Source organism: Hydrogenophaga borbori, from assembly GCF_003417535.1.
Classification (GTDB): domain Bacteria; phylum Pseudomonadota; class Gammaproteobacteria; order Burkholderiales; family Burkholderiaceae_C; genus Hydrogenophaga; species Hydrogenophaga borbori.
Genome location: NZ_QVLS01000002.1, coordinates 245,058 through 266,968, shown reverse-complemented (window position 1 = coordinate 266,968; position 21,911 = coordinate 245,058). Strand labels below are relative to the sequence as shown.

Annotated in this window: 4 protein-coding genes; all 4 read right to left on the bottom strand. The window is 75.7% G+C overall.

Features of this window, described 5'->3' with window-relative positions; genetic code table 11:
- Window positions 1–5 precede the first annotated feature (5 nt).
- The 4 genes from DY262_RS04295 to DY262_RS04280 are packed head-to-tail and all read right to left on the bottom strand — an operon-like array spanning window position 6 to window position 21,911.
- Complete coding sequence (locus tag DY262_RS04295) at window positions 6–992, bottom strand: EamA family transporter (RefSeq protein WP_181936412.1); 987 nt, start codon at window positions 990–992, stop codon at window positions 6–8.
- The gene (locus DY262_RS04290) at window positions 989–7,510 is read right to left on the bottom strand and encodes a type I polyketide synthase (RefSeq protein WP_116957743.1); all 6,522 of its coding nucleotides are present in this window, start codon (window positions 7,508–7,510) and stop codon (window positions 989–991) included. The genes DY262_RS04295 and DY262_RS04290 overlap by 4 nt, the downstream gene beginning before the upstream one ends.
- Window positions 7,511–7,537: 27 nt before the next feature.
- Window positions 7,538–14,290, bottom strand: coding sequence for a type I polyketide synthase (locus tag DY262_RS04285; RefSeq protein ID WP_116957742.1), 6,753 nt, complete (start codon window positions 14,288–14,290; stop codon window positions 7,538–7,540).
- Window positions 14,283–21,911, bottom strand: coding sequence for a type I polyketide synthase (locus DY262_RS04280; protein WP_116957741.1), 7,629 nt, complete (start codon window positions 21,909–21,911; stop codon window positions 14,283–14,285). The genes DY262_RS04285 and DY262_RS04280 overlap by 8 nt, the downstream gene beginning before the upstream one ends.

The window sequence follows — 21,911 nt, the reverse complement described above, 5'->3', positions numbered from 1 at the left end:
GCTCATCACAGCCCTCCCCGCACCGACACCGGTGCACCGAGCCCCGAATCGCCGATCAAGGAATCGCCGGTTCCGGCCCTCGCCACGCGGCGCGCCGAGGCGCGCCACCACACGATGGCCACCACCCCGCCGATCAGCGCCGAGGCCAGCACCAATCGCCACGACGGCCACTGGCCCCGCCACAGCGCCGGCAGCCACTGCAGCACCAGCACGTGCGCGTACAGCAGGGGCGCCAGGTGCGACAGCGACCAGCGGCGCAGCGCCTGGTCGAGCAGCCACAGCGCCAGGTAACCGAAGGCGCCGACGCCCGCCAGCAGCGCCAGGTCGCGCGCGCTGGGCCGCACCCACACGCCGGGCAGGAAGGGCAGCAACACCAGCAGGCCCACGGCGGCGACGAAGAACAGCCCCGTCTGCACGGGTTCGTCGCGCAGCAGGCGCGTCAGCAACAGGTAGACCGCGAGGGCCGCGCCCGACAGCAGCGGCATCAGCAGCGCCGCTGGCGAGCCCGGCAGCGCCGGCTGGAACAGCAGCAACACGGCCCCCAGCCCCGCCAGCGCGCCCAGCCACAGCACGGCGGGCGGCCGCTCGCGCAGCCACAGCGCCGCCAGCGCCAGCGCGAACAGGGGCGCGAACCACAGGCCCGAGAGCGCGAGCGGGATGGACACGCCCGAGTAGACCGCGGCGGCGAAGGCGAAGGGCAAGGCCAGCATGGACAGGCCGCGCAACACGTGCCAGGGCGCGCGCCGGCTGCGCCACCAGCCCTGGCCGGCGTCGCCGCGCCAGGTCCACAGCAGCACCATCAGCAGCAGCTGCACGCCGAAGCGCACGCCCTCGACCTGCACCAGGCTGTAGGCCTGGTGCAGCTGCGTGACCAGCACCTCGACCAGCGACCACACCAGCGCGAAGGCCAGCGCGAACAGCACCGCCCACTGGCGGCTGGAGCGCTGGGCCAGCCAGCGGCGCGCGGGGCGCACGAACGGCACACGGTTCACAGGGTTCCCTCCTCCCATTCGACGCCCTCGACCGTACCGGCCTCGAGCGCCGCCTCGCCGCCCGGCAGGTCCAGGCCGTCCAGCAGGCTGCTGGCCAGCGAGGACACGCTGGGGCCTTGCAGCAGATCGGCCACGGCCACGGTGGCCTTGAGCGAAGCCTGGATGCGGTTGCGCAGTTCCATGGCCATGAGCGAGTCCATGCCCAGGTCGATCAGCGAGCGCTGCGGATCGACGTGGTGGGCCGCGCCCAGGGCGAGCACGCGCACCACCTGATCGGCCAGGAAGTCCGAGAGCACGGCGTGGCGCTCGGGCGCCGGCGTCTCGCTCAGGCGCGGCAGGATGTCCACCGGCTCGGCCACCGGCGCGCCCGCCTGGGCCGCCGGCGCGTTGACCAGCGCGCTGAAGAAGGGCCCCAGGTTGGCGGGCAGTCGCGCGCGCACCAGCGGCATCGCCGCCATCTGCGGCGCGCGCGCGCCGCGCAGCATCTGCCCGAGCATGCGCATGCCGTCATCGGGCGTGATCATGCCCAGCCCCATGGCGGCCCATCGGCGGTGGTGCAGCTCGCCCAGGCCGGCGGCCATGCCGACCTCGGCCCAGCTGCCCCAGTTGATGCTGAGCGCGTGGCGGCCCTGGCTGCGGCGCAGGTGCGCCAGCGCGTCCATGAAGGTGTTGGCCGCCGCGTAGTTGCCCTGGCCGGGCGAGCCCATCAGCGCCGCGCCCGACGAGAAGCAGACGAAGAAGTCGAGCGCCAGCCGCGCCGTGGCCTGGTGCAGGTTCCAGGCGCCGCGCACCTTGGGCGACAGCACGGCCTCGAATCGCTCGGGCGCGAGTTCGGCCAGGGTGCCGTCGTCCACCAGGCCAGCGGCGTGCACCACGCCGCGCAGGCGCGGCATGTCGCGCCCCAGTCCGTCCACCACGGCCGACACCTGCGCGGCGTCGGCCACGTCGGCCTGGGCCACGCGCACACGCACGCCCGCCGCTTCCAGTTCGGCGATGGCGACCTGCGCCTCGGCCGAGGGCGCGCGCCGGCCCATCAGCACCAGGTGGCGCGCGCCTTCGCGCGCCAGCCAGCGCGCCGTCACCAGCCCCAGGCCGGTGAGACCGCCGGTGACGAGGTAGCTGGCGTCCGCGCGCACGGCGGGCGCGTCGTGCTGGGTGATGACGATCTTGCCCACGTGGTGCCCCTGGCCCATGAAGCGGAAGGCGTCCTCCGCGGCTTCGATGGGGTACAGGCGCTGCGGCAGCGGCTTGAGCACGCCGGTCTCGAAGTCGGCCAGCAGATCGCGCAGCATGTCGCGCACGAACTCGGGCCGCTCGGCGGCCACCTCGCCCAGGTAGAGCGGGTGGTAGTGCACGCCGGGGAACTCGGCGCCGACCTTGGCCGCGTCCCAGATGCCGGTCTTGCCGATCTCGATGAAGTGGCCGCCCGGGCGCAGCAGGCCCAGGCTGGCGGGGATGAAATCGCCGGCCAGCGAGTTGAGCACGATGTCCACGCCCTCGCCCTTCGAGTCGCGGCGCACGTCGGGCACGAAGCTCAGCGAGCGCGAGTCGGCCAGGTGGTGGGTGCCCAGCTCGGTGGCCAGGGCGCGCTTGGCCGGCGAGCCGGCGGTGCCAAAGACCTCGGCGCCCGCGCGGCGCGCCAGCTGCAGCGCGGCCATGCCCACGCCGCCGGTGACGGCGTGCACCAGCACGCGGTCACCCTTCTTCATGCCGGCCAGGTGGCGCAGCGCGTACTCGGCGGTGAGGAAGGTGACAGGAATGGTCGCGGCCTCGGCGAACGTGAGGCTGGGCGGCTTCTTCACCGTCATCACGGCCGGCGCGATGACCCAGGTGGCGAAGCTCTTGTCGACCATGGCGACCACCTCGTCGCCCACGGCCAGGTCGGTGACGCCCTCGCCCACGGCGGAGACGACGCCCGCGCATTCGTTGCCCAGCGGCCCCGGGTCGCCCGGGTACATGCCCAGGGCGTTGAGCACGTCGCGGAAGTTCAGGCCCGTGGCGTGCACGCGGATCTCCACCTGCCCCGGCCCGGGCGCTTCGCGCGGCACCGGCAGCAGGGCCAGGCGGTCCAGCGAGCCGCGCTCGGTGATCTCCAGCCGCAGCGGCCGGGGCTCGGGCACGAAGTCGCCGGGCACCAGGCGCGAGACGTGACGCAGGCCACCGCGCAGCGCCACGCGGTCCTCGGCGTCGGCCGAGCGCAGGCTGGCGCACAGCAGCTCGGTCTCGTCGTCGCGGGGCGTGGGGTCGAGGTCGACGCGCACGCAGCGCAGGGCGGGGTATTCGGAGGCGACCACGCCGCCCAGGCCCCACAGCGGCGCCTGCAGCAGGTCGGGCACCGAGCCGGCCACGGCCTGCGCGCCGCGCGTGAGCCAGTACAGGCGCGCGCTGGACTCGCCCAGCGATTGCACCACGCGCAGCAGGTCGCCCAGCAGCGCCAGGTGCGTGTCCTGCAGGTCGGCGCCACCGGCCGGGGGCGTGAGCGTCCAGGCCACCACGATGCCCTCGAGCGCGCGCGCATCGGCGCGGGCCGCGGCCTCGATCGCCTGGCGGATCTGCGCGGCGTTCGAGGGGTCCACCCGCCAGCCCTCGGCGCCGCACTCGGCGTACCCCTCGCCCCGGGCGATCACCGCCACGCCCGCGCCGTCGCGCCGCAGCCGCGCCGCCAGTGCCTGGCCCACGCCGCTGCCGTCGGCCAGCACCAGCCAGCGCCCCTCGGCGTCCGCGTCCGGCGCCGGGGCCGGCGGCAGCGCCTGCCAATCGGCCTCGAAGGCCCACTCGGCGGCCGGCGCGTTGCCGGCCATCGCACGCTGCAGCAGGGCGCGCGTGACGCGCTTGAGCACCAGCCGGCGCACCTCGGCCACCACCACGCCGTGGTCGTCGAACAGGGTCACGTCGGCGCCCACCGCCTCGGCGTCGGGCGTCGCCTCGTCCACGCTGACATGGCACCAGGCCTGCGACAGGCCGCTCTGGTGGACGCGGTAGTTGCCCATGCCCACGGGCACGCAGAGGTCGTCGCTGGGCGTGCCGTCGGGCGCGGTATCGCCCCAGGACAGGCCCACGCCCACCAGTTGCAGGCAGGCGTCGAGCAGGGCCGGGTGCAGCACGAAGGACGGCGCCGCGGCGGCCACGCCCGCCGGCAGGGCCACGCGGCCCAGCACCTGGCGGCCCTCGCTGCGGATCTCGGTGATGCAGCGAAAGGCCGGGCCGTAGTGCGCGCCTTGCTCGGCGAGCCGCGCGTAGTAGGCGTCGACGTCGTGCTCGCGCGCGGCGGCGCCCAGCAGGCCGGCCCGCCGCAGGGGCGCGGGCGCGGCGCTGCCCTGCCCCACCACGAAGTTGGCGCCGACGTGCAGCTTCCAGGCCGGCGCGTCGGCGCCCGGCGCCTCGGCGTCGGCGCGGCTGAACACGCGCACCGCGTAACGGCCCTGATCGGGTTCGTCCACGACCACCTGCACCGTGCGCTGGCCCTCCTCGGGCAGCGGCAGGCCTTCGCGGATCAGCACGTCAAACAGCTGGCCGTCGTCGCTGCCCGCGGCCTCGCGCCCGGCGATCTGCGCCAGCTCCAGGAAGCCGGTGCCCGGGAACAGCGTGAACTCGAAGATGCGGTGGTCGGCCAGCCAGGGCTGGGAGGCCACGCCGATGCGGTTCTGGAAGATGAACAGCGGGCTGGGCACCACGCCGCCCAGCAGCGGGTGGCCGCTGCGCGTGGGCGCGAGCGCGGCGCCCTCGGCCCGGCCGCCCGGCTCGAACCAGTAGCGCTCGCGCTGGAAGGCGTAGGTGGGCAGCACCACGCGCTGGCGCGCAGTGGCTTCGCCGAGCACCGCGCGCCACTGCACCGGCAGGCCGCGCGCGTGCAGGCGGCCCAGGCTTTCCAGCAGGCAGCGCGTGTCCGCTCGCCCCTTGCGCAGGGAAGCGATGAAGCTGGCGTCGGCGAGCGCGCTGGCGCGCTGGGCCATGTTCACCAGCGTGGGCGCCGGGCCGACCTCCACGAACACGCGGTAGCCTTCTTTCTGCAGCGCGGCGATGCCGTCGCCAAAGCGCACCGCGTCGCGCACGTGCTGGCACCAGTACTCGGGCGTGCACACCTCCTCGCCGGCCAGGGTGCCGGTGAGGTTGGAGGCCAGGTCCATGCCCGGCGGGTTCAGCTGCACCGTGGCCAGCTCGGCGCGGAAGGCTTCGAGCATGGGCTCCATGAGCGGCGAGTGGAAGGCGTGCGACACCACCAGCGGCTGCGACTCCACGCCCTGCGCCCGCAGGCGCGCCAGCGCCGCCGCGAGCGCGTCGCTGCGGCCGGAGACGACGGTGTTGCCCGGGCCGTTGACGGCCGCGATCGACAGCACCGCCGCGTCGGCCGCGATGGCCTGGCGCACCGTGGCCTCGTCGGCGAACACGGCGGCCATGCCGCCGTCGCGCGGCAGCTGGCCCATCAGGCGGCCGCGCGCGGCGATCAGGCGCAGGCCATCGGCCAGGCTGAACACGCCCGCCAGGCAGGCGGCCACGTACTCGCCCACGCTGTGGCCCATCACGGCCGTGGGCACCACGCCCCAGGAACGCCACAGCTGCGCCAGCGCGTACTCGATGGCGAACAGCGCGGGCTGGGTGAAAGCGGTGTCGTCCAGGCGCGCGGCGTCCTCGCCGCTGCCGAAGAGGGTGTCCAGCAGGCCGTGCGGCAGCAGCGGCGAGACCAGGCGATCGCATTCGTCGAGGGCGGCGCGGAACACCGGTTCCTGTTCGTAGAGCTGGCGGCCCATGCCCGCGTACTGCGCGCCCTGGCCGGTGAACATGAAGACCACCTCGGGCGCGGCGCCAAGCGCGGCGCGCGCGCGCACTACGCCGGCGGGCGCAACGCTCTCGCCATCCGGGGCAGCGACGCTGTCCAGGAAGGCCTTGAGCTGGGCGCGCAGCTCGTCGGTGCTGGCGGCCACCAGGGCCAGGCGCTCCACGAAGTGCGAGCGGCCCAGCGCCAGCGTGGCCGCGACCGGCGCCAGCGGCAGCCCGGGTCCGGCAGCCAGCGCCTCATCCAGGCGGCGCGCCTGCGCGGCCAGGGCGGTGGCGGTGTGCGCCGACAGCACCACCAGGTGCTCGGCGCGCGGCGCCTCGCCGCTGGCGGGCGCCGCCGGCGGGGGCGGCGCCTCCTCCAGCACCACGTGCGCGTTGGTGCCGCTGAAACCGAAGGAACTGACGCAGGCGCGCCGGGGCGCGTCGCCGGGGCGCGGCCAGGCGGTCGGCGTGGTCGGCACGGTGATGGGGTACTGGTCCCAGGCGATCAGGGGATTGGGCTGGCGCAGGTGCAGGTGCGGCGGCACGGTGGCGTGCTGCAGGGCCATCACGACCTTCATGACACCGGCCACGCCGGCCGAGGCCTCCAGGTGGCCGATGTTGGTTTTCACCGAACCCACCATGAGCGGGCGCTCGCGCGGGCGGTCGCCGAAGACCTGGTTGAGCGCCTTCATCTCGATCGGGTCGCCCAGCGGCGTGCCGGTGCCGTGCGCCTCGACGTAGCCGATGTCGCCGGGCTGCAGGCGCGCGTTGGCCAGCGCGGCGCGGATCACCGCCTCCTGCGCGGCGCCGTTGGGCGCGGTGAGGCCGCTGCTGCGCCCGTCCTGGTTGAGCGCCGAGCCGCGCAGCACGGCCAGCACGCGGTCACCGTCGCGCTGGGCGTCCGACAGGCGCTTGAGCACCAGCACGCCGCAGCCCTCGCCACGCACGTAGCCGTCGGCCGAGGCGTCGAAGGTCTTGCAGTGGCCGTCGAAGGACATCATGCGGGCGCGCGAGGTCAGCACCGCGCCATTGGGCGCCAGCGTGAGGTTGACGCCGCCGGCGAGCGCGAGCTCCGCCTCGCCGTTGCGCAGCGACTGGATGGCCCAGTGGATGGCCACCAGCGAGGACGAGCAGGCGGTGTCCACCGCCACGTTGGGGCCGTGCAGGCCGAAGAAGTACGACAGGCGCCCGGCCGCCACGCTGTGCGCGGTGCCCGAGGGCGTGTAGGCATCGCCGTGGCAGGGGCCGCGCTCCTCGTTCATGAGGCCGGCGTAGTCGCTGGTGGTGATGCCCATGTACACGGCGGTGCGCGAGCCCGCCAGCGACGAGGGCGCCAGGCCCGCGCGCTCCAGCGCCTCCCACGACACCTCGAGCAGCAGGCGCTGCTGCGGGTCCAGGCTCACGGCCTCGCGCGGCGAGATGCCGAAGAAGGGCGCGTCGAAGCGGTCCACGCCCTCGACGAAGGAGCCCCAGCGCGTGTAGCTCTTGCCCATGGCGTCGGGGTTGGGGTCGTAGTAGCGCTCCACGTCCCAGCGGTGCGGTGGCACCTCGGTCACGGCGTCGCGGCCGCTGTGCAGCAGCGACCAGAAGGCCTCGGGCGTGTCGGCCTGGCCGGGGAAGCGGCAGCCCATGCCGATGATGGCGATGGGTTCGCTGCGGGCCTGTTCCGCGGCCGCCAGCTGGGCTTTCAACTGGTCGATGGCCACCAGCGAGCGCTTGAGCAGCGCGGCGTGGTCGGTGCCTTGGCGGGGTTCGGTCACGGTGTTTCCTAAAGGGTGTGAATCGCTTCAGCCCAGGCCGTCGAGACGGCGCATCAGCTGCTGGGCCAGTTCGTCTTCCGACAGTTCGTCGAAGGCGTCGACGTCGGGCGCGGCGGCGGGGGTGGGCGCGGGGTCGGGTGCGGGCCCCTGGGGCGCCGGCGCGCCGGCCGCGGGCATGAGGTCGGCGAACACCTCACGCGCCAGGTGCTCGGTGAGCGCCGCGACGCTGGGGTGGTCGAAGGTGAGCGTGGCCGGCAGGGTGCGCCCGACCGCCTGACCCAGGCGGTTGCGCAGCTCCACCGCCATCAGCGAGTCCAGGCCGAGCTGGCGCAGGGGTTCGGTCACGTCCAGGTCTTCGCCGCGCTGCAGGCCCAGCACCTTGACGGTGAGCTGGCGCACGTGGTCGCGCAGCAGGGTCTTGCGCCGGTTGGCGGCGGCCGATGCCAGGCGCTCGCGCAAGGACGGCTCGGGTGCGGCGGCGGTCTGGCCGGGCGCCGGCGCGTGGCCGGGCCGCGCCAGCCCGCGCAGCAGCTCGCCGAACAGCGGCGGCGCGCCGTCGGCCAGGTGCGCCCAGTCGCTGTCCAGCACGGCCAGCTGGGCGTTCGGGAACAGCGCGCCGGGCGCGGACCGGCGCATCGCGTGGTCGAGCGCGGCCAGGCCGTCGGCGGGTGCGATGGCGCGCAGCGAGCCGGGCTTGTCCAGGCGGCGGTCGGCGGCGGCGCCGATCTCCGCCCAGGGGCCCCAGTTGATGCTGACGGTGGGCAGGCCGCGCGCCTGGCGGTACCAGGCCAGCGCGTCCTCGAAGGCGTTGGCCGCCGCGTGGTTGGACTGGCCGGCCGGCCCCGCCACCGACGCGCCCGAGGAGAACAGCACCAGAAAGTCCAGGCCCGGGCACAGGGTGTGCAGGTTCCAGCTGCCCCGCACCTTGGGCCCCATCACGGTGGCAAAGCGCGGCCAGGTCTGCGCCGCGATGACACCGTCGTCCAGCACGCCGGCCGCGTGCACCACGCCGGCCAGCGGCGCCAGCGCGGCGGCCTCGGCCAGCACGCGCTGCAGCTCGGCGCGGCGCGCCACGTCGCCGCGCGCGGCCAGCACTTGCGCGCCCTGCCCCCGCAGGCCTTCGATCACCGCCAACGCGCGGGCGTCGGGCGCCTGGCGGCCCATCAGCACGAGGTGGCGCGCACCCCGCTCCACCAGCCACTCGGCCACGCGCAGCCCCAGGCCGCGCAGGCCGCCGGTGACGAGGTAGGCGCGGTCGGCGGCGAGGCGCGTCGGCCCCCCGGCCGGCGCGGTGGCCGCGTCGTGGCGCACCAGGCGGCGCGCCAGGCGCGCGCCGCCGCGCCGCGCGATCTGGTCCTCGCGCGAGGGCGATTGCAGTTCGTCCGCCAGCTGGCGCGCCGCCTCGGCGTCCTCGCTGGCGGGATCGAGGTCGAGGCGCACGCAGCGCAGCTCGGGGTGCTCCACCGCCACCACGTGGCCCAGGCCCCAGGCCGTGGCCTGGGCGGCGTCGGCGCTGTCGTTCGCGCGCGCGGCCTGCGCGCCGCGCGTGACCAGCCACAGGCCCGGCGCGCCGTCGGCGCTGCCCGCCTGGGCGGCCAACGTCTGCACCGTGGGCAACAGCCCGCCGATCAGGCGCTGCTGCTGCTGCTCGACGGCGTCCAGGTCCAGCGCCTCGTCCAGGCGCGCGTCCAGCGGCTGCAGCTGCACGACGCCCTGCCAGGGGCCCTCGCCCAGCGCGGCGGCCAGGCCGGCCGGGCCCTCGGCCAGCACGCGCACCTCGTCGCCGCGCGCGCGCAGTTCGCTGGCCAGCGCCTGCTGCAGGCCCGCCGCGTCGGGCAGCAGCAGCCAGCGCCGCGCCGCGTGGGCCTCGGCCTTGGCCTCGGCCAGCGGCTGGCGGGCCAGGAACACGGCCTGCTGTTGCAGCACGGGGTGTGGCGTGTCGCCGGGCAGCGCGGCCGGCTCGCCCAGGCCGTGCTGTTGGAACAGATCGATCCAGGCCCCGCGCGGCATCAGCGCGTACTGGCGGCGCTGGGTGTCGGCGTAGGCCCACCAGCCCTCGAGCAGGCCCACGGTGAGGTCGCCGAAGCGCTGGGGCGTGGTGCCCTCCAGCAGCACCAGCGTGCCGCCGGGTGCCAGCAGGCGGCGCACGTGATCCATGGTGGTGTCGAGGTCGGGCGTGGCGTGCAGCACGTTGGCGCCAATCACCACGTCGTAGGCGGCCTCGGCGAAGCCCTGCCCGGCGGGCGCGGCGCCGATGTCGAGCACGGCGTAGCGCATGAAGCCATGGGCGGCGAACTTCTCGCGCGCGCGGTGCAGGAACAGCGGCGACACGTCGGTGAAGGTGTAGTCCAGGTTCGCCGTGGGCAGGCGCGAGAGCACGTGGTGCGTGGTGCTCCCGGTGCCAGCGCCGATCTCCAGCACGCGCAGGGGCCGCCCGGCGGGCCAGGCCGCCGCGATGGCCGCCAGCGCGTCGGCGATGAGGGCGTTGTAGACCTGGGCTGGCGGCGAGTGCTGGTACAGGCGCTCGGTGTCGGCCAGCGAGCCGCCGGGGAACAGCAGGGCCAGCGGGTCGGCCTGGCCGCGCAGCACCGCCGCGAGTTCGCGCGCGCAGCGCGCGGTGAGGTTCAGCTCGGCATCGCAGTCGGCGAAGCGCGCCAGCAGCTCGTGGTACCGCGCCTCGGGGTCGCCGGCCCCGGGCCAGTGCCGCACCGCGTAGCCGCCGGCACCGCGCACGAGCGCGCCGTCTTCCACCAGCATGCCCAGCATGCGCTCGAACAGGCGGCCGTGGCGCGGCAGCACGCCCAGGCGCGTGGCGAGCGCGGCGGCGGGGCCGAGGGCTTCGCCGGGACGCGGGTCCAGGCCCAGGCCATGCAGGGCCTGGCGCACGTAGTCGGCGGCCAGGGCGTCGAGTTCGGGCAGGAAAGCGGCGTAGCGGTCCAGGCCGTGCTGGCGCGCGAGTGCGTCCACGCGTGGGCCCAGGGCCTGGGCGATGGCGGCGGGCGAGGCGGCGCCGGCCGCGTTCGGCGGCAGCTCGCGCCACACGATCTCATGCAGCATGCGGCGCACACTGGCCGGCACGCGGCCCTGCGGCGCCAGGGCCTCGGGCCGCGCGCGCTTGAAGTGCATGCCCTCGAAGCGGGCCAGCACGGCGCCGGCGTCGTCGAGCAGCGTGAGGTCGGCGCTGAAGGTCTCGGCCCGGGCCGGGTCGCGGCCTTCGCCGGGGCGCAGCCTCACGTGGTTCCAGACCGCGCGCCCCGGCGCGCCGTCCAGGCGGATGCGGTCCACCTGCAGCAGCAGGAAGGCCTGGTCCAGGGTCGCCCCCTGCTGGGGCAGGCCAGCGCCGATGACGTGGAAGCAGGCGTCCAGGCAGGCGGGGTGCCACAGCAGACCGGCCTCGGGCGCCAGGCCTTCGGGCCAGCACATGCGCGCCAGCACCTCGCCCTCGCCGCGCCGGATCGACTCGACGCCGCGGAACAGCGGGCCGAAGTCCAGGCCCAGGGTCTTGAGCCAGCCGTAGTGGCGGTCCACGTCGATCGCTTCGCCCAGGCGCGCCGCGATCGCGGCGGGCGCCTCGTGCGCGGGCACCGGCCCGGTGGCGGCCGCGAGCCGCGCGCTGGCGTTCACCGGCCAGCCGCCCTCCTCGGCGTCGAAGGCGGCGATGCGCAGGGCGCTCACGCCCGCCTCGGGCGCGCCCAGCACCAGTTGCGCGCGCACCGGTTCGTCGCCGTCGAGTGGCATCGCGCGGTGCACGACGACATCGGTGATCTCCACCGGGCCGTCGCCGAACTGCAGCTGCGCGGCGGCGCGCGCCATTTCCATGTACACGGGCGAAGGCAGCAGCCAGCGGCCCAGGATGCGGTGGTCGCGCAGCCAGGGCTGGGCCGCCAGGCCCCAGCGCGTCTCGAACAGGCGGTCGCTGGTGAGCGACTGCGCCACCTCCCAGCCCAGCAGCGGGTGCAGCGGCGTGGGCAGCGGCTCGGCGCCGCGCGCGGGCGCGTGGTCGTCCGGCGCCCAGTAGCGCTCGCGCTGGAAGGGGTAGCCCGGCAGCGCGACACGGCGGCGCGCGCGGCCGGCGTCGAAGGCCGTCCAGTCGATGGCGGCGCCCAGGCCGTGCAGGCGGGCCAGGCTGCCGAGCAGGCTCTCCCAGTCACCGCGCCCTCGGCGCAGCGAGGGCAGCCAATGGCGCTGGCCGTCGCCCGAACCGTCCGGCAGACAGGCCTGGCCCAGGCCCAGCAAGGTGGGGTGCGGGCCCACTTCCAGAAAGACCTCGACGCCCGCCTGCGCCAGCGCCTGGACCGCGGGCGCGAACTGCACCGCCTCGCGCACGTGCTCGCGCCAGTAGCCGGGCCGGGTGATGGCCTCGCCCACCGGGCGGCCCGTGAGGTTGGAGATCAGCTCGATGCGCGGCGCGCGCAGGTCCACCGACGCCACCACCCGCTCGAACTCGGCCAGCATGGGCTCCATCAGCGGCGAGTGGAAGGCGTGCGACACCTTGAGCCGCGAGCAGCGCAGGCCCTGGGCCTGGCATTGCGCCTCGACGGCCTCGATGGCGCGCAGGAGGCCCGAGACCACCACGTTCTGCGGCCCGTTGACCGCGGCGATGGACAGCTCGCTCGGCCAGGCCGCGATGAGCGCGGCCACGCGCGCGGGCTCGGCCATCACCGCGAGCATGCCGCCGTCGCGCGGCAAGGCGCCCATCAGGCGGCCGCGCGCCGCGATCAGCCGCAGCGCGTCGTCCAGGGCGAACACGCCGGCCACGCAGGCCGCCACGTATTCGCCCACGCTGTGTCCCATCACCGCCGCCGGCCGCACGCCCCAGGACAGCCAGAGCTGCGCCAGCGCGTACTCGACGGCGAACAAGGCGGGCTGGGTGAAGGCGGTGTCGTCGATGGCGCCGTCGGCCTCGGGCGCGAACAGCACCTCCAGCAGCGGGCGCGGCAGCTCGGCGTCGAGCCCGGCGGCGCAGCGCTCCAGCGCGGCGCGAAACACCGGCTCGCTGGCGCAGAGCTCGCGCGCCATGCCGGCGTACTGGGCGCCCTGGCCGGTGAACAGGAAGGCGATCTTGGGCGGGCGCGCGCCGGCCGTGGCGGCGAACACGCCGGGCGGGTCCTCGCCCGCGAGGTGCGCGCGCAGGCGCGACGCGGCTTCCTGCGGCGACGCCGCCAGCACCGAGAGGCGGTGCGCGAAAGGCGCGCGGCCGGTGTTGGCGCTGTAGGCCATGTCGGCCAGCGAGGCGCCGGCGCCGTCGAGCGCCTCGGCATAGGCCGCCGCGAGGGCGCGCAGCGCGCCGTCCTGGCGGGCCGTGGCGGTGAGCAGGTGCAGCGGCCGGTCGGGGCCGGCGGGGGCTGCGGCGGGCGCGGGCTCGGGCGCCTGCTCCAGCACCAGGTGCACGTTGGTGCCGCTGAAACCGAAAGAGCTGACGCCGCCCAGGCGCGGGCCCGCGCCGGCGGGCCAGGGCGTGAGCGCGGTGGGCACGCGCACCGCCAGATCGTCCCAGGGGATGTAGGGGTTGAGCGTCTGCACGTGCGGCTGGCCGGGCACCTGGCCGTGGCGCAGGGCCAGGGCCAGCTTGATCACGCCGCCCACGCCGGCGGCCGCTTCCATGTGGCCCACGTTGGCCTTGACCGAACCGAGCAGCAGCGGCGCATCGCCCGCCTGGCGCGGCTCGCCCAGCACCTTGGCCAGGGCCTGCACCTCGATCGGGTCGCCCAGCGAGGTGCCGGTGCCATGCGCCTCCACGAAGCCCACGCGCGCCGGGTCGACGCGCGCGTCGGCCAGGGCCTCGCGCAGCACGGCCTCCTGCGAGGGGCCGTTGGGCGCCGTGAGGCCGTTGCTGCGGCCGTCCTGGTTGGCCGCGCTGCCGCGGATGAGCGCGACGATGTTGTCGCCCGCCGCCTGCGCGTCGGACAGGCGCTTGAGCACCAGCACGCCGCAGCCCTCGCTGCGCACGAAGCCGTCGGCGCGCGCGTCGAAGGTCTTGCAGCGGCCGTCGGGGGCCATCATGTGCGAGCGCGACAGCGCCACGCTGACGTCGGGCGTGAGGATCAGGTTGACGCCGCCGGCCAGCGCGGCGTCGCACTCGCCGCGGCGCAGGCTCATGACGGCCTCGTGGATGGCCACGAGCGAGGACGAGCAGGCGGTGTCGATCGACAGGCTGGGCCCGCGGGTGCCCAGCACGTAGGACAGGCGGCCCGAGGCGATGCTGTGCGCGATGCCCGAGGCGGTGTAGGCGTCGAAGCGCTCCTTGCCGCCGTCGCGCAGCAGCTGGTAGTAGTCGCCGGCCGACATCCCGATGAAGACGCCGGTGCGGCTGCCCTCCAGGCGATCGGCCGGGATGCCGGCGTGCTCCAGCGCTTCCCAGGCCACCTCGAGCAGCAGGCGCTGCTGCGGGTCCATGCTGCGCGCCTCGCGCGGCGAGACGCCGAAGAAGTGCGGGTCGAAGCCGTCCACGTCGCCCACGAAGCCGCCCCAGCGCGTGTTCATCTTGCCCGGCGCGTCGGGGTCGGCGTCGTAGAAGTCGTCGATGGCCCAGCGCTGCGGCGGCACCTCGGTGATGGCGTCCACGCCGTCGCGCACCAGGGTCCAGAACCGCTCGGGCGTGTCGGCCCCCCCGGGGAAGCGGCACCCGATGCCGACGATGGCGATCGGCTCGCGCGCGCCGGTGCCGCCGGCCTCGGCGAGCCGCGCCTGCAGCGCCGTCACGCGCTCCTGCAGCTCGTCGGCCAGCAGCGCCAGGCGCTTGGGCGAAAAGTGGCTGATGCGTTCCAGGAAGTCAGACATCCGATGGCTTTCTCTGCAGCTTCTTCGCAAACAAGGCCTCGATCTCCTCGTCGCTCAGGTCATCGATGGCCTCGACCGCGCCACTGGCCGTGGGCACGGGCGCGGGCGCGGCGGCGGCTTCGGTCTCGGCCTGCGGCGCCAGCAGCTGCCCGATGTACGCGGCCAGCGCGTCCAGCGTGGGGTAGTCGAACACCAGGGTGGCGGGCAGGCCGCGCGCCAGGCCCAGGTCCTTGCCCAGGCGGTTGCGCAGGTCCACGGCCATCAGCGAGTCCAGGCCCAGCTCGTTGAGCGGCTGGCGCGGGTCGATGCGGCGGGCGTCGGCCACGTCGACCACGCGCGCCACGTGCTCGCCGACGAAGGCGAGCAGGCGCTCGGCGCGCTGCGCGCTCGACAGCCCCTTGAGTTGATCGGCCAGCGAGGCGCCGCGCTCGGGCGCCGGCGCGCTCGCCGCGCGGGGCGCCTCGCTGCGCGCCGCGGCGCGGAAGCGCTCCAGCAGCGGCGGCGCGCCCGCTTCCAGGAAGCGCTCCCAGCGCACCGGGAACACGCCCACGCTGGTGGCCTCGCTGCGCATCAGCGACTGCAGCAGGTCCAGGCCCATGCGCGGCGCGATCGCTTCGATGCCGCGCGCGCCCACGCGCTGGTCGATCGCGCGGTCGGCGGCGGCGCCGACCTCGCTCCAGGCGCCCCAGGCGATGCTCAGTCCCGGCAGGCCTTGCGCGCGGCGGTGCAGCGCGAGCGCGTCGAGGAAGGCGTTGGCGGCCGCGTGGTTGCCCTGGCCGGACGAACCCAGCAGGCCGGCCACCGAGGAATACAGAACGAAGAAGTCCAACGGCAGCTCGCGCGTGAGCGCGTGCAGGGCCCAGGCGCCCTCCACCTTGGGGCCCAGCGGGCGCGCGAAGCGCTCCCAGGTCTGCTGCTGCAGGGCGCCGTCTTCCAGCACGCCGGCGCTGTGAATGACGCCGCGCAGCGGGTGGTCCTCGCCGATCAGGTCCAGCACGCGCGCCACTTCGTCGGCGCGCGACATGTCGGCCTGCACCAGCTTGAGCTGCGCGCCGAGCGCGCGCATGGCGTCCAGCGTGGCCAGGGCGGCCTCGCCGGGTGCGCGGCGGCCCACCAGCACCAGGTGGCGCGCGCCCTGCTCGGCCAGCCGCATGGCGCTGATCAGGCCCAGGCCCGAGAGGCCACCCGTGACCAGGTAGCTGGCCTCGGGCGAGAGCGATTCCATGCAGGCCTGCGCCGGATCGTGGCGCGTGAGCACCACCTTGCCGGTGTGGCGCGCCTGGGCCATGAAGCGGAAGGCCTCGGCGCCGCGCGCCAGCGCAAAGGCGTGGTACGGCAGCGGCTGCAGCTCACCCGCGTTCACCAGGCCCATCACCCGCTCGAACAGGGCCTGGGCGGCGGCCGGGTCCTGGTAGCGCTGGGCGTTGAGGTCGATGGCGTGGTAGCGCGCCTGGGGGCGCTCCTGCGCGAAGCGCTCGGGCGTCCAGATGTCGCGCTTGCCGATCTCCAGGAAAACGCCATCGGCCGCCAGGCAGCGCACGCTGGCCGCGATGAAGTCGCCGGCGAGCGAATTGAGCACCAGGTCCACGCCGCGGCCCTGCGTGAGGCGCAGCACCTCGTCGGCGAAGTCCAGCGTGCGCGAGTCCATGACGTGGTCGACGCCGAGCGCGCGCAGCGTGGCGCGCTTGGGCTCGCTGCCGGCGGTGGCGAACACCTGCGCCCCCGCGCGCCGCGCCAGCTGGAGGGCCGCCATGCCCACGCCGCCGGCACCGGCGTGGATGAGCACGCGCTGGCCCGGGCGCAGCCCGCCGAGCGTGTGCAGCGCGTGGCAGGCGGTCATGAAGGCAAAGGGCAGCGTGGCCGCCTGGGCGTAGCCCAGGCCGCGCGGCAGCGGCGCCACGTGGCGTTCCTGCGTGGTCACGTGGCTGGCAAAACAGGCTTCGCCCGTGGCCACCACGGCGTCGCCCACGGCGAAGCGGGTGACGCCTTCGCCCACGCGCACGATGCGCCCGGCGCATTCGCCGCCCAGGGGCTCGGGGTCGTCGCGCAGGGCGACGGCGTTCATGATGTCGCGAAAGTTCAGGCCGGCCGCGCGCACCGCGATCTCGACCTCGCCCGGGCCGGGCGCGCGCCGCGCCATCGGGCGCAGGGCCATGTCGTCGAACACGCCGCTGGCGGCTTTTTCCAGTCGCACCGGCGCGTCGTCGGCGGCCACCAGCGGGAAGGGCGCCAGGCGCGCCACGTGGCGCCGACCGCCGCGCAGCGCGACCTGGTCCTCGGCATCGGCCGCGGCCAGCGCGCGCAGCAGGCCGCCGGCCATCGCGGACGCATCGGCCCGCGGATCGAGATCGACGCAGCTGGCGCGCCACTCGGGGTGCTCCAGCGCAATGACCTTGCCCAGGCCCCAGGTCGGCGCCTGCGCGGCGTCGACCGCGTCGGCGCCATCGACGGCCACCGCGCCGCGCGTGGCGATCCACAGGCGCGGCGCGGTGGCGAACGCGGTGGCGCCCATGGCCTGCACCAGATCCAGCAGCGAGCCGAGGCCGGCGCGCAGCGAAGGCACCACGGCGCCGGCAGGGGCCGGGGACGTGTCGAGGCTGCCGAGGTGGACCACGCCCCGCCAATCGGCACCGGCCAGGGCCTGGCGCAGCGCGGCGGCGTCGGCCCCGGTGGCGGCGTTCGCGGGCCGCAGGTCCACCACCTGGCCGGCCCCACGCAGGCCGGCGGCCAGGGCGTCGCCCACGCCCTGTTGATCGGTCAGCAGCAGCCAGCGCCCGCCCGTGGGCATCGGCTCCTGCGCTTCCACCGGTTTTCGCGCGGCCAGCAGCACCTCGCGCGATCGCGGGTCGGGCGAATCGATGGCCGCGGCCTCGAAGCCGGTCTCGGCCAGCAGCGACAGCCAGCGCTCGCGCGACAGCAGCGGCTGGCGGGGCCGCAGGTCGGTGTCGGTGAAGCGCCACCAGCCCTCGGTGAGGCCGAAGGTGATGTCGATCCAGCGCTCGTCGCCGGCCACCTCCAGCATCAGCAGGGTGCCGCCGGGCGCCAGCGCCCCGCGCAGGCGGCCCAGGGTGCGGCGCAGGTCGGCGGTGGCGTGGACCACGTTGGAGGCGATCACGAGGTCGAAGCGGCGCCCGTCCAGGCCCTGCGCGGCCAGGTCCTGCTCCAGGTCCAGGGCCTGGAAGGCCATGAAGCGGTGCGCCGCGAAGGCCTCCTTCGCGCGCGCCACCATGGAGGGGCCGACGTCGGTGAACAGGTAGTCGCAGCGCCCGGCGGGCAGCGCGGGCGCCAGCCAGGCGGTGGTGCCGCCGGTGCCGCCGCCCACCTCCAGCACGCGCAGGCGCTGGCCCGGGGGCAGTTGGCGCAGCGCGACGCGAACGGTTTCGCGCACCAGTTGGTTGTAGGCCTTGGCCTCGGGGGCGTCGCGGTACAGGGCCTCGGCCAGCGCGGCCGAGCCGTCGGGGAACAGCCGGTGCAGCGGGTCCACCGCGCCGCGCAGGATGCCGCCCAGCGCCGCGCCGCAGTTCGCGGTGAGCGTGAAGCGCGGGCGCGCGGCCGGGTGGCGCTGCAGCAGCGCGGGCAGGCGCTGCAGGGGGTCGGCCGGCGTGGGCCAGTGCAGCACGCGCCAGGCCCCGCCCTCGGCGCGCAGCACGCCGTCCTCGGCCAGGATGGCCAGCAGGCGCGGCAGCAGGCGGTGGTAGCGCGGCGCCACGCCGAGCGTGCGCGCCAGCGCGGCGGCTTCCACCCGCTCGCCGGCCGCGGGGCGCCAGCCCAGCTCGGCCAGCGCGCGCACGATCCAGTCGGCGCTCAGGGACTCCAGCGCCAGGAAGGCCTGGTGGTAGTCGTCCAGGCCATGCTCGCGCGCCAGGCCGTCGAGCAGCGGGCCGGCGCACGCGGCCAGCTCGGCGGGCGCGGGCAGCCAGGCGGCGTCGCTCGCGCGCGGCCATTCGATCGCGTAGACCGGGGCCTCGCCCGCGCCCAGCGGGCGCAGCGCGATGCCCTCCAGCGTGGCCACCGGCCCGTGCTCGTCGGCGACGGTGACGCTGGCCTTGAGCAGCCCCGCCCCGCCCTCGCCCACGGCGATGCGCGCGTGGCTGGTCACCCGCGGCCCCGGCGTGCGGTGCCATTGCAGGCGCTCGATCGCCATCGGCAGGTAGGCCTGGCCGGCGGCCGTGCGCTCGGGCAGCGCCGCCGCCATCACCTGCAGGCAGGCGTCGAGCAGGGCCGGGTGCAGCAGGTAGTCGCCCGCGCCGGCGGCGGCGGGCAGTTCGATCTCGCCCAGGGCTTCGCCGTCCTGGCGGTGCAGGCGTTGCACGCCGTGCAGGCTGGGACCGAAGTCCAGCCGGCGCGCGCGCAGGCCCTCGCGGTGCGCGGCGCCGTCCAGCGTGCGGGTGCAGCGTTCCCGCACGGCCTCGCGCGGCTCGGGCAGCGGCGCGTCGGCGCGCTCGGCCGGGTCGGCGTAGCGGCCCAGCACGTGCCGTTGCCACGCGTCCTCATCGGCGCCATCGGCCTGCGACAGCACCTCGACGCTGGCGGCCTCGCCCTCGGGCCGGCGCACGACGACCTGCACCGTGCGGGCCTCCTCGCCCTCGAAGGCCAGCGGCTCGACGATCGCCACCTCGTGCAGCGCACGCGCCTCGCCCCAGACCTGGCGGCTGGCGGCCAGCGCCATTTCCAGGAAGCCGGTGGCCGGCAGGATGGCGCGGCCGTTGACCTGGTGGTCGGCCAGGTACGGCAGGTCGGCGGCGCGCAGGCGCTGTTCGAACGACACCACCTCGCGCAAGGCGCCGCGCAGGCGCGCGCCCAGCAGCGGGTGCGCGGTGTCGCGGCCCACGGGCCGGGGCGCCACGGCGCGCGCGCGGAACCACTGGCGCTCGCGCTGGAAGGGGGTGCTGGGCAGGTCGGCGGGCCGGCAGCCGGACGAGGACCAGACGGCCCGCCAGTCCAGCGGCGCGCCGGCCAGGAACAGGCTGCCCAGCGATTCGGCGAGCTGGTCGAGGTCGTCGCGGCCCTTGCGCAGCGTCGGCACCAGGGTGGGCAGACGGGCGGGCGCGCCCTCGTCCAGCGTGGCCTCCACGAACGGCAGCAGCGTGGGGTGGGGGCCGACCTCGATGCACACGTCGGGCGAGAGGCCGGCCAGCGTGCGCAGGCCGTCGGCGAAGCGCACGGCCTCACGCACGTGGCGGCGCCAGTAGCGGGGCTGGGTCACCTCGGCCGGGTCGGCCCAGCCGCCCGTGAGGTTGGACACCAGGCGCAGCCGCGGCGCGGCGAACGGCACGCTCGACGCGGCCTGCTCGAAGGCGTCCAGCACCGGGTCGACCAGGGGCGAATGGAAGGCGTGCGAAACCGGCAGCACCTGGCAGCGGTGGCCGCGCGCCGCGAAGCCCTCGCACAGGGCGTCCACGTCGGCGGCGGCGCCCGCGATCACGGTCTGGCGCGGGCCGTTGACCGCCGCGATGGCGACACGCGCCGCGCGCGGGGCGAGCGCCTCGGCCACCTCGGCCTCGGGCGCGGACACGGCCGCCATGCGGCCACCGGCGGGCAGCGATTGCATCAGCCCGCCGCGCCGGGCGATCAGCCACAGGGCGCGCTCCAGCGGCATCACGCCCGCGAGGCAGGCGGCCACGAGTTCGCCCACCGAATGGCCCATCACCGCGTCGGGCCGGACGCCCCAGCTGATCCAGAGCTGCGCCAGCGAGTACTCGATGGCGAACAGCGCGGGCTGGGTGAAGCCGGTGTCGTCGAGCCGCTTCGCAGGCGCCTCGGGGTCGAACAGCAGCTCGAGCAAGGGGCGCTCGATCGCGCCCTGCAGCCCGGCGGCGCATTCATCGAGCGCGCGGCGGAACACCGGCTCGCGCTCATAGAGGGTGCGGCCCATGCCCAGGTACTGCGCGCCCTGCCCCGTGAACAGGAAGGCGATGCGCGCCGGGTCGCGGCGGTTCACGCGCGCGGTGCGCAGGTTCGGCGCCTCGCGGCCCTCGGCCAGGGCGCGCAGGCCCTCGACCAGTTCGGTCACGCTGCGCGCCAGCACCACGGCGCGCTGCGCGAAGGCCGCGCGGCCCACGGCGGCGCTGAAGCAGAGATCGGCCAGCGATTCGTCGGGCCGGCCCGCGAGGGCCTCGGCGCAGCGCGCGGCCAGCGCGGCCAAAGCGGCTTCGTTCTTGGCCGACAGCACGAACGGCCACTGGCGGCCCAGGGCGTGGTCCGCCCTGGCCGGCGCCGTGGGGGCCTCCTCCACCAGCACGTGCGCGTTGGTGCCGCTGAAACCGAAGGAGCTGACGCCCGCGATGCGGCGGCCGTTGATGGGCTCCCAGGGCGTGAGCGCGGTGGGCACGCGCAGGGCGAAATCGTCCCAGGGAATGTGCGGGCTGGGCGTCTTGAAGTGCAGGTGCGGCGGGATCTGCCGCTGCTGCAGCGACAGCACCAGCTTGATGAGCCCGGTGACGCCGGCCGCCGCTTCCAGGTGGCCCACGTTGGTTTTCACCGAACCCAGCCACAGCGGCTGTTCGCGCCCGGCGCCGAACACCGCGCCCAGGGCCTGCACCTCCAGCGGGTCGCCCAGTTGCGTGCCGGTGCCGTGCGCCTCGATCAGGCCGACCTCGTGCGGCCGCAGGCCGGCGCGTTCCAGGGCCTCGCGGATCACCGCTTCCTGCGCCGGGCCGTTGGGCGCCGTCAGGCCGCTGCTGGGACCGTCCTGGTTGACGGCGCTGCCGCGAATCACCGCGAGCACGCGGTCGCCGTCGGCCATCGCATCACTCAGGCGCTTGAGCACCACCACGCCGCAGCCCTCGCCACGCGCGAAGCCGTCGGCGGACGCGTCAAAGGTCTTGCAGCGGCCGTCGGGCGCGAGCATGCGCGCGTGCGACAGCGCGATGTACAGGTCGGGCGAGAGGATCAGGTTGACGCCGCCGGCCAGGGCCATGCGGCAGTCGCCCGCGCGCAGCGCTTGGCAGGCCAGGTGCACGGCCACCAGCGAGGACGAGCAGGCGGTGTCCAGCGTGAGGCTGGGCCCCTGCAGGCCCAGCAGATACGAGAGGCGGCCCGAGCCGATGCTGTGGGCGATGCCGGAGGTGAAGTGCGCATCGAGCAGGGAACGGTCGCCGCTCATGAGCTGCAGGTAGGCGTAGTCGCTGCTGCACATGCCCATGTAGACGCCGGTGCGCGTGCCCTCCAGCCGGTCGGGCGCCTGGCCCGCGTGCTCCAGGGCCTCCCAGCTCACTTCGAGCAGCAGGCGCTGTTGCGGGTCCATGCCCTGGGCCTCGCGCGGCGCGATGCCGAAGAAGCCGGCGTCGAAACCGTCGATGGCGCCGAGGAAGCCGCCCGCGCGCGTGGCGATGCGACCGGGCGCCTCGGGGTCGGGGTCGTACAGGGCCTCGGTGTCCCAGCGATCGGCGGGCAGCGGGCCGATGGCGTCCACGCCGTCGCGCATCAGGCGCCAGAAGCTGTCGGCGTCGTTGCCGCCGCCGGGCACGCGGCAACCCAGGCCGATGATGGCGATGGGCTCGCGCGCCGCGGCCTCCAGCGCGGCCACGCGCGACTGCGCCGCCTCCAGCGCGAGAAAGGCGCGCTTGAGGGGCGACAGGGCGGATTCGCCAGCGGGGGCCGGGGGGCTTGCGTCGTTCAT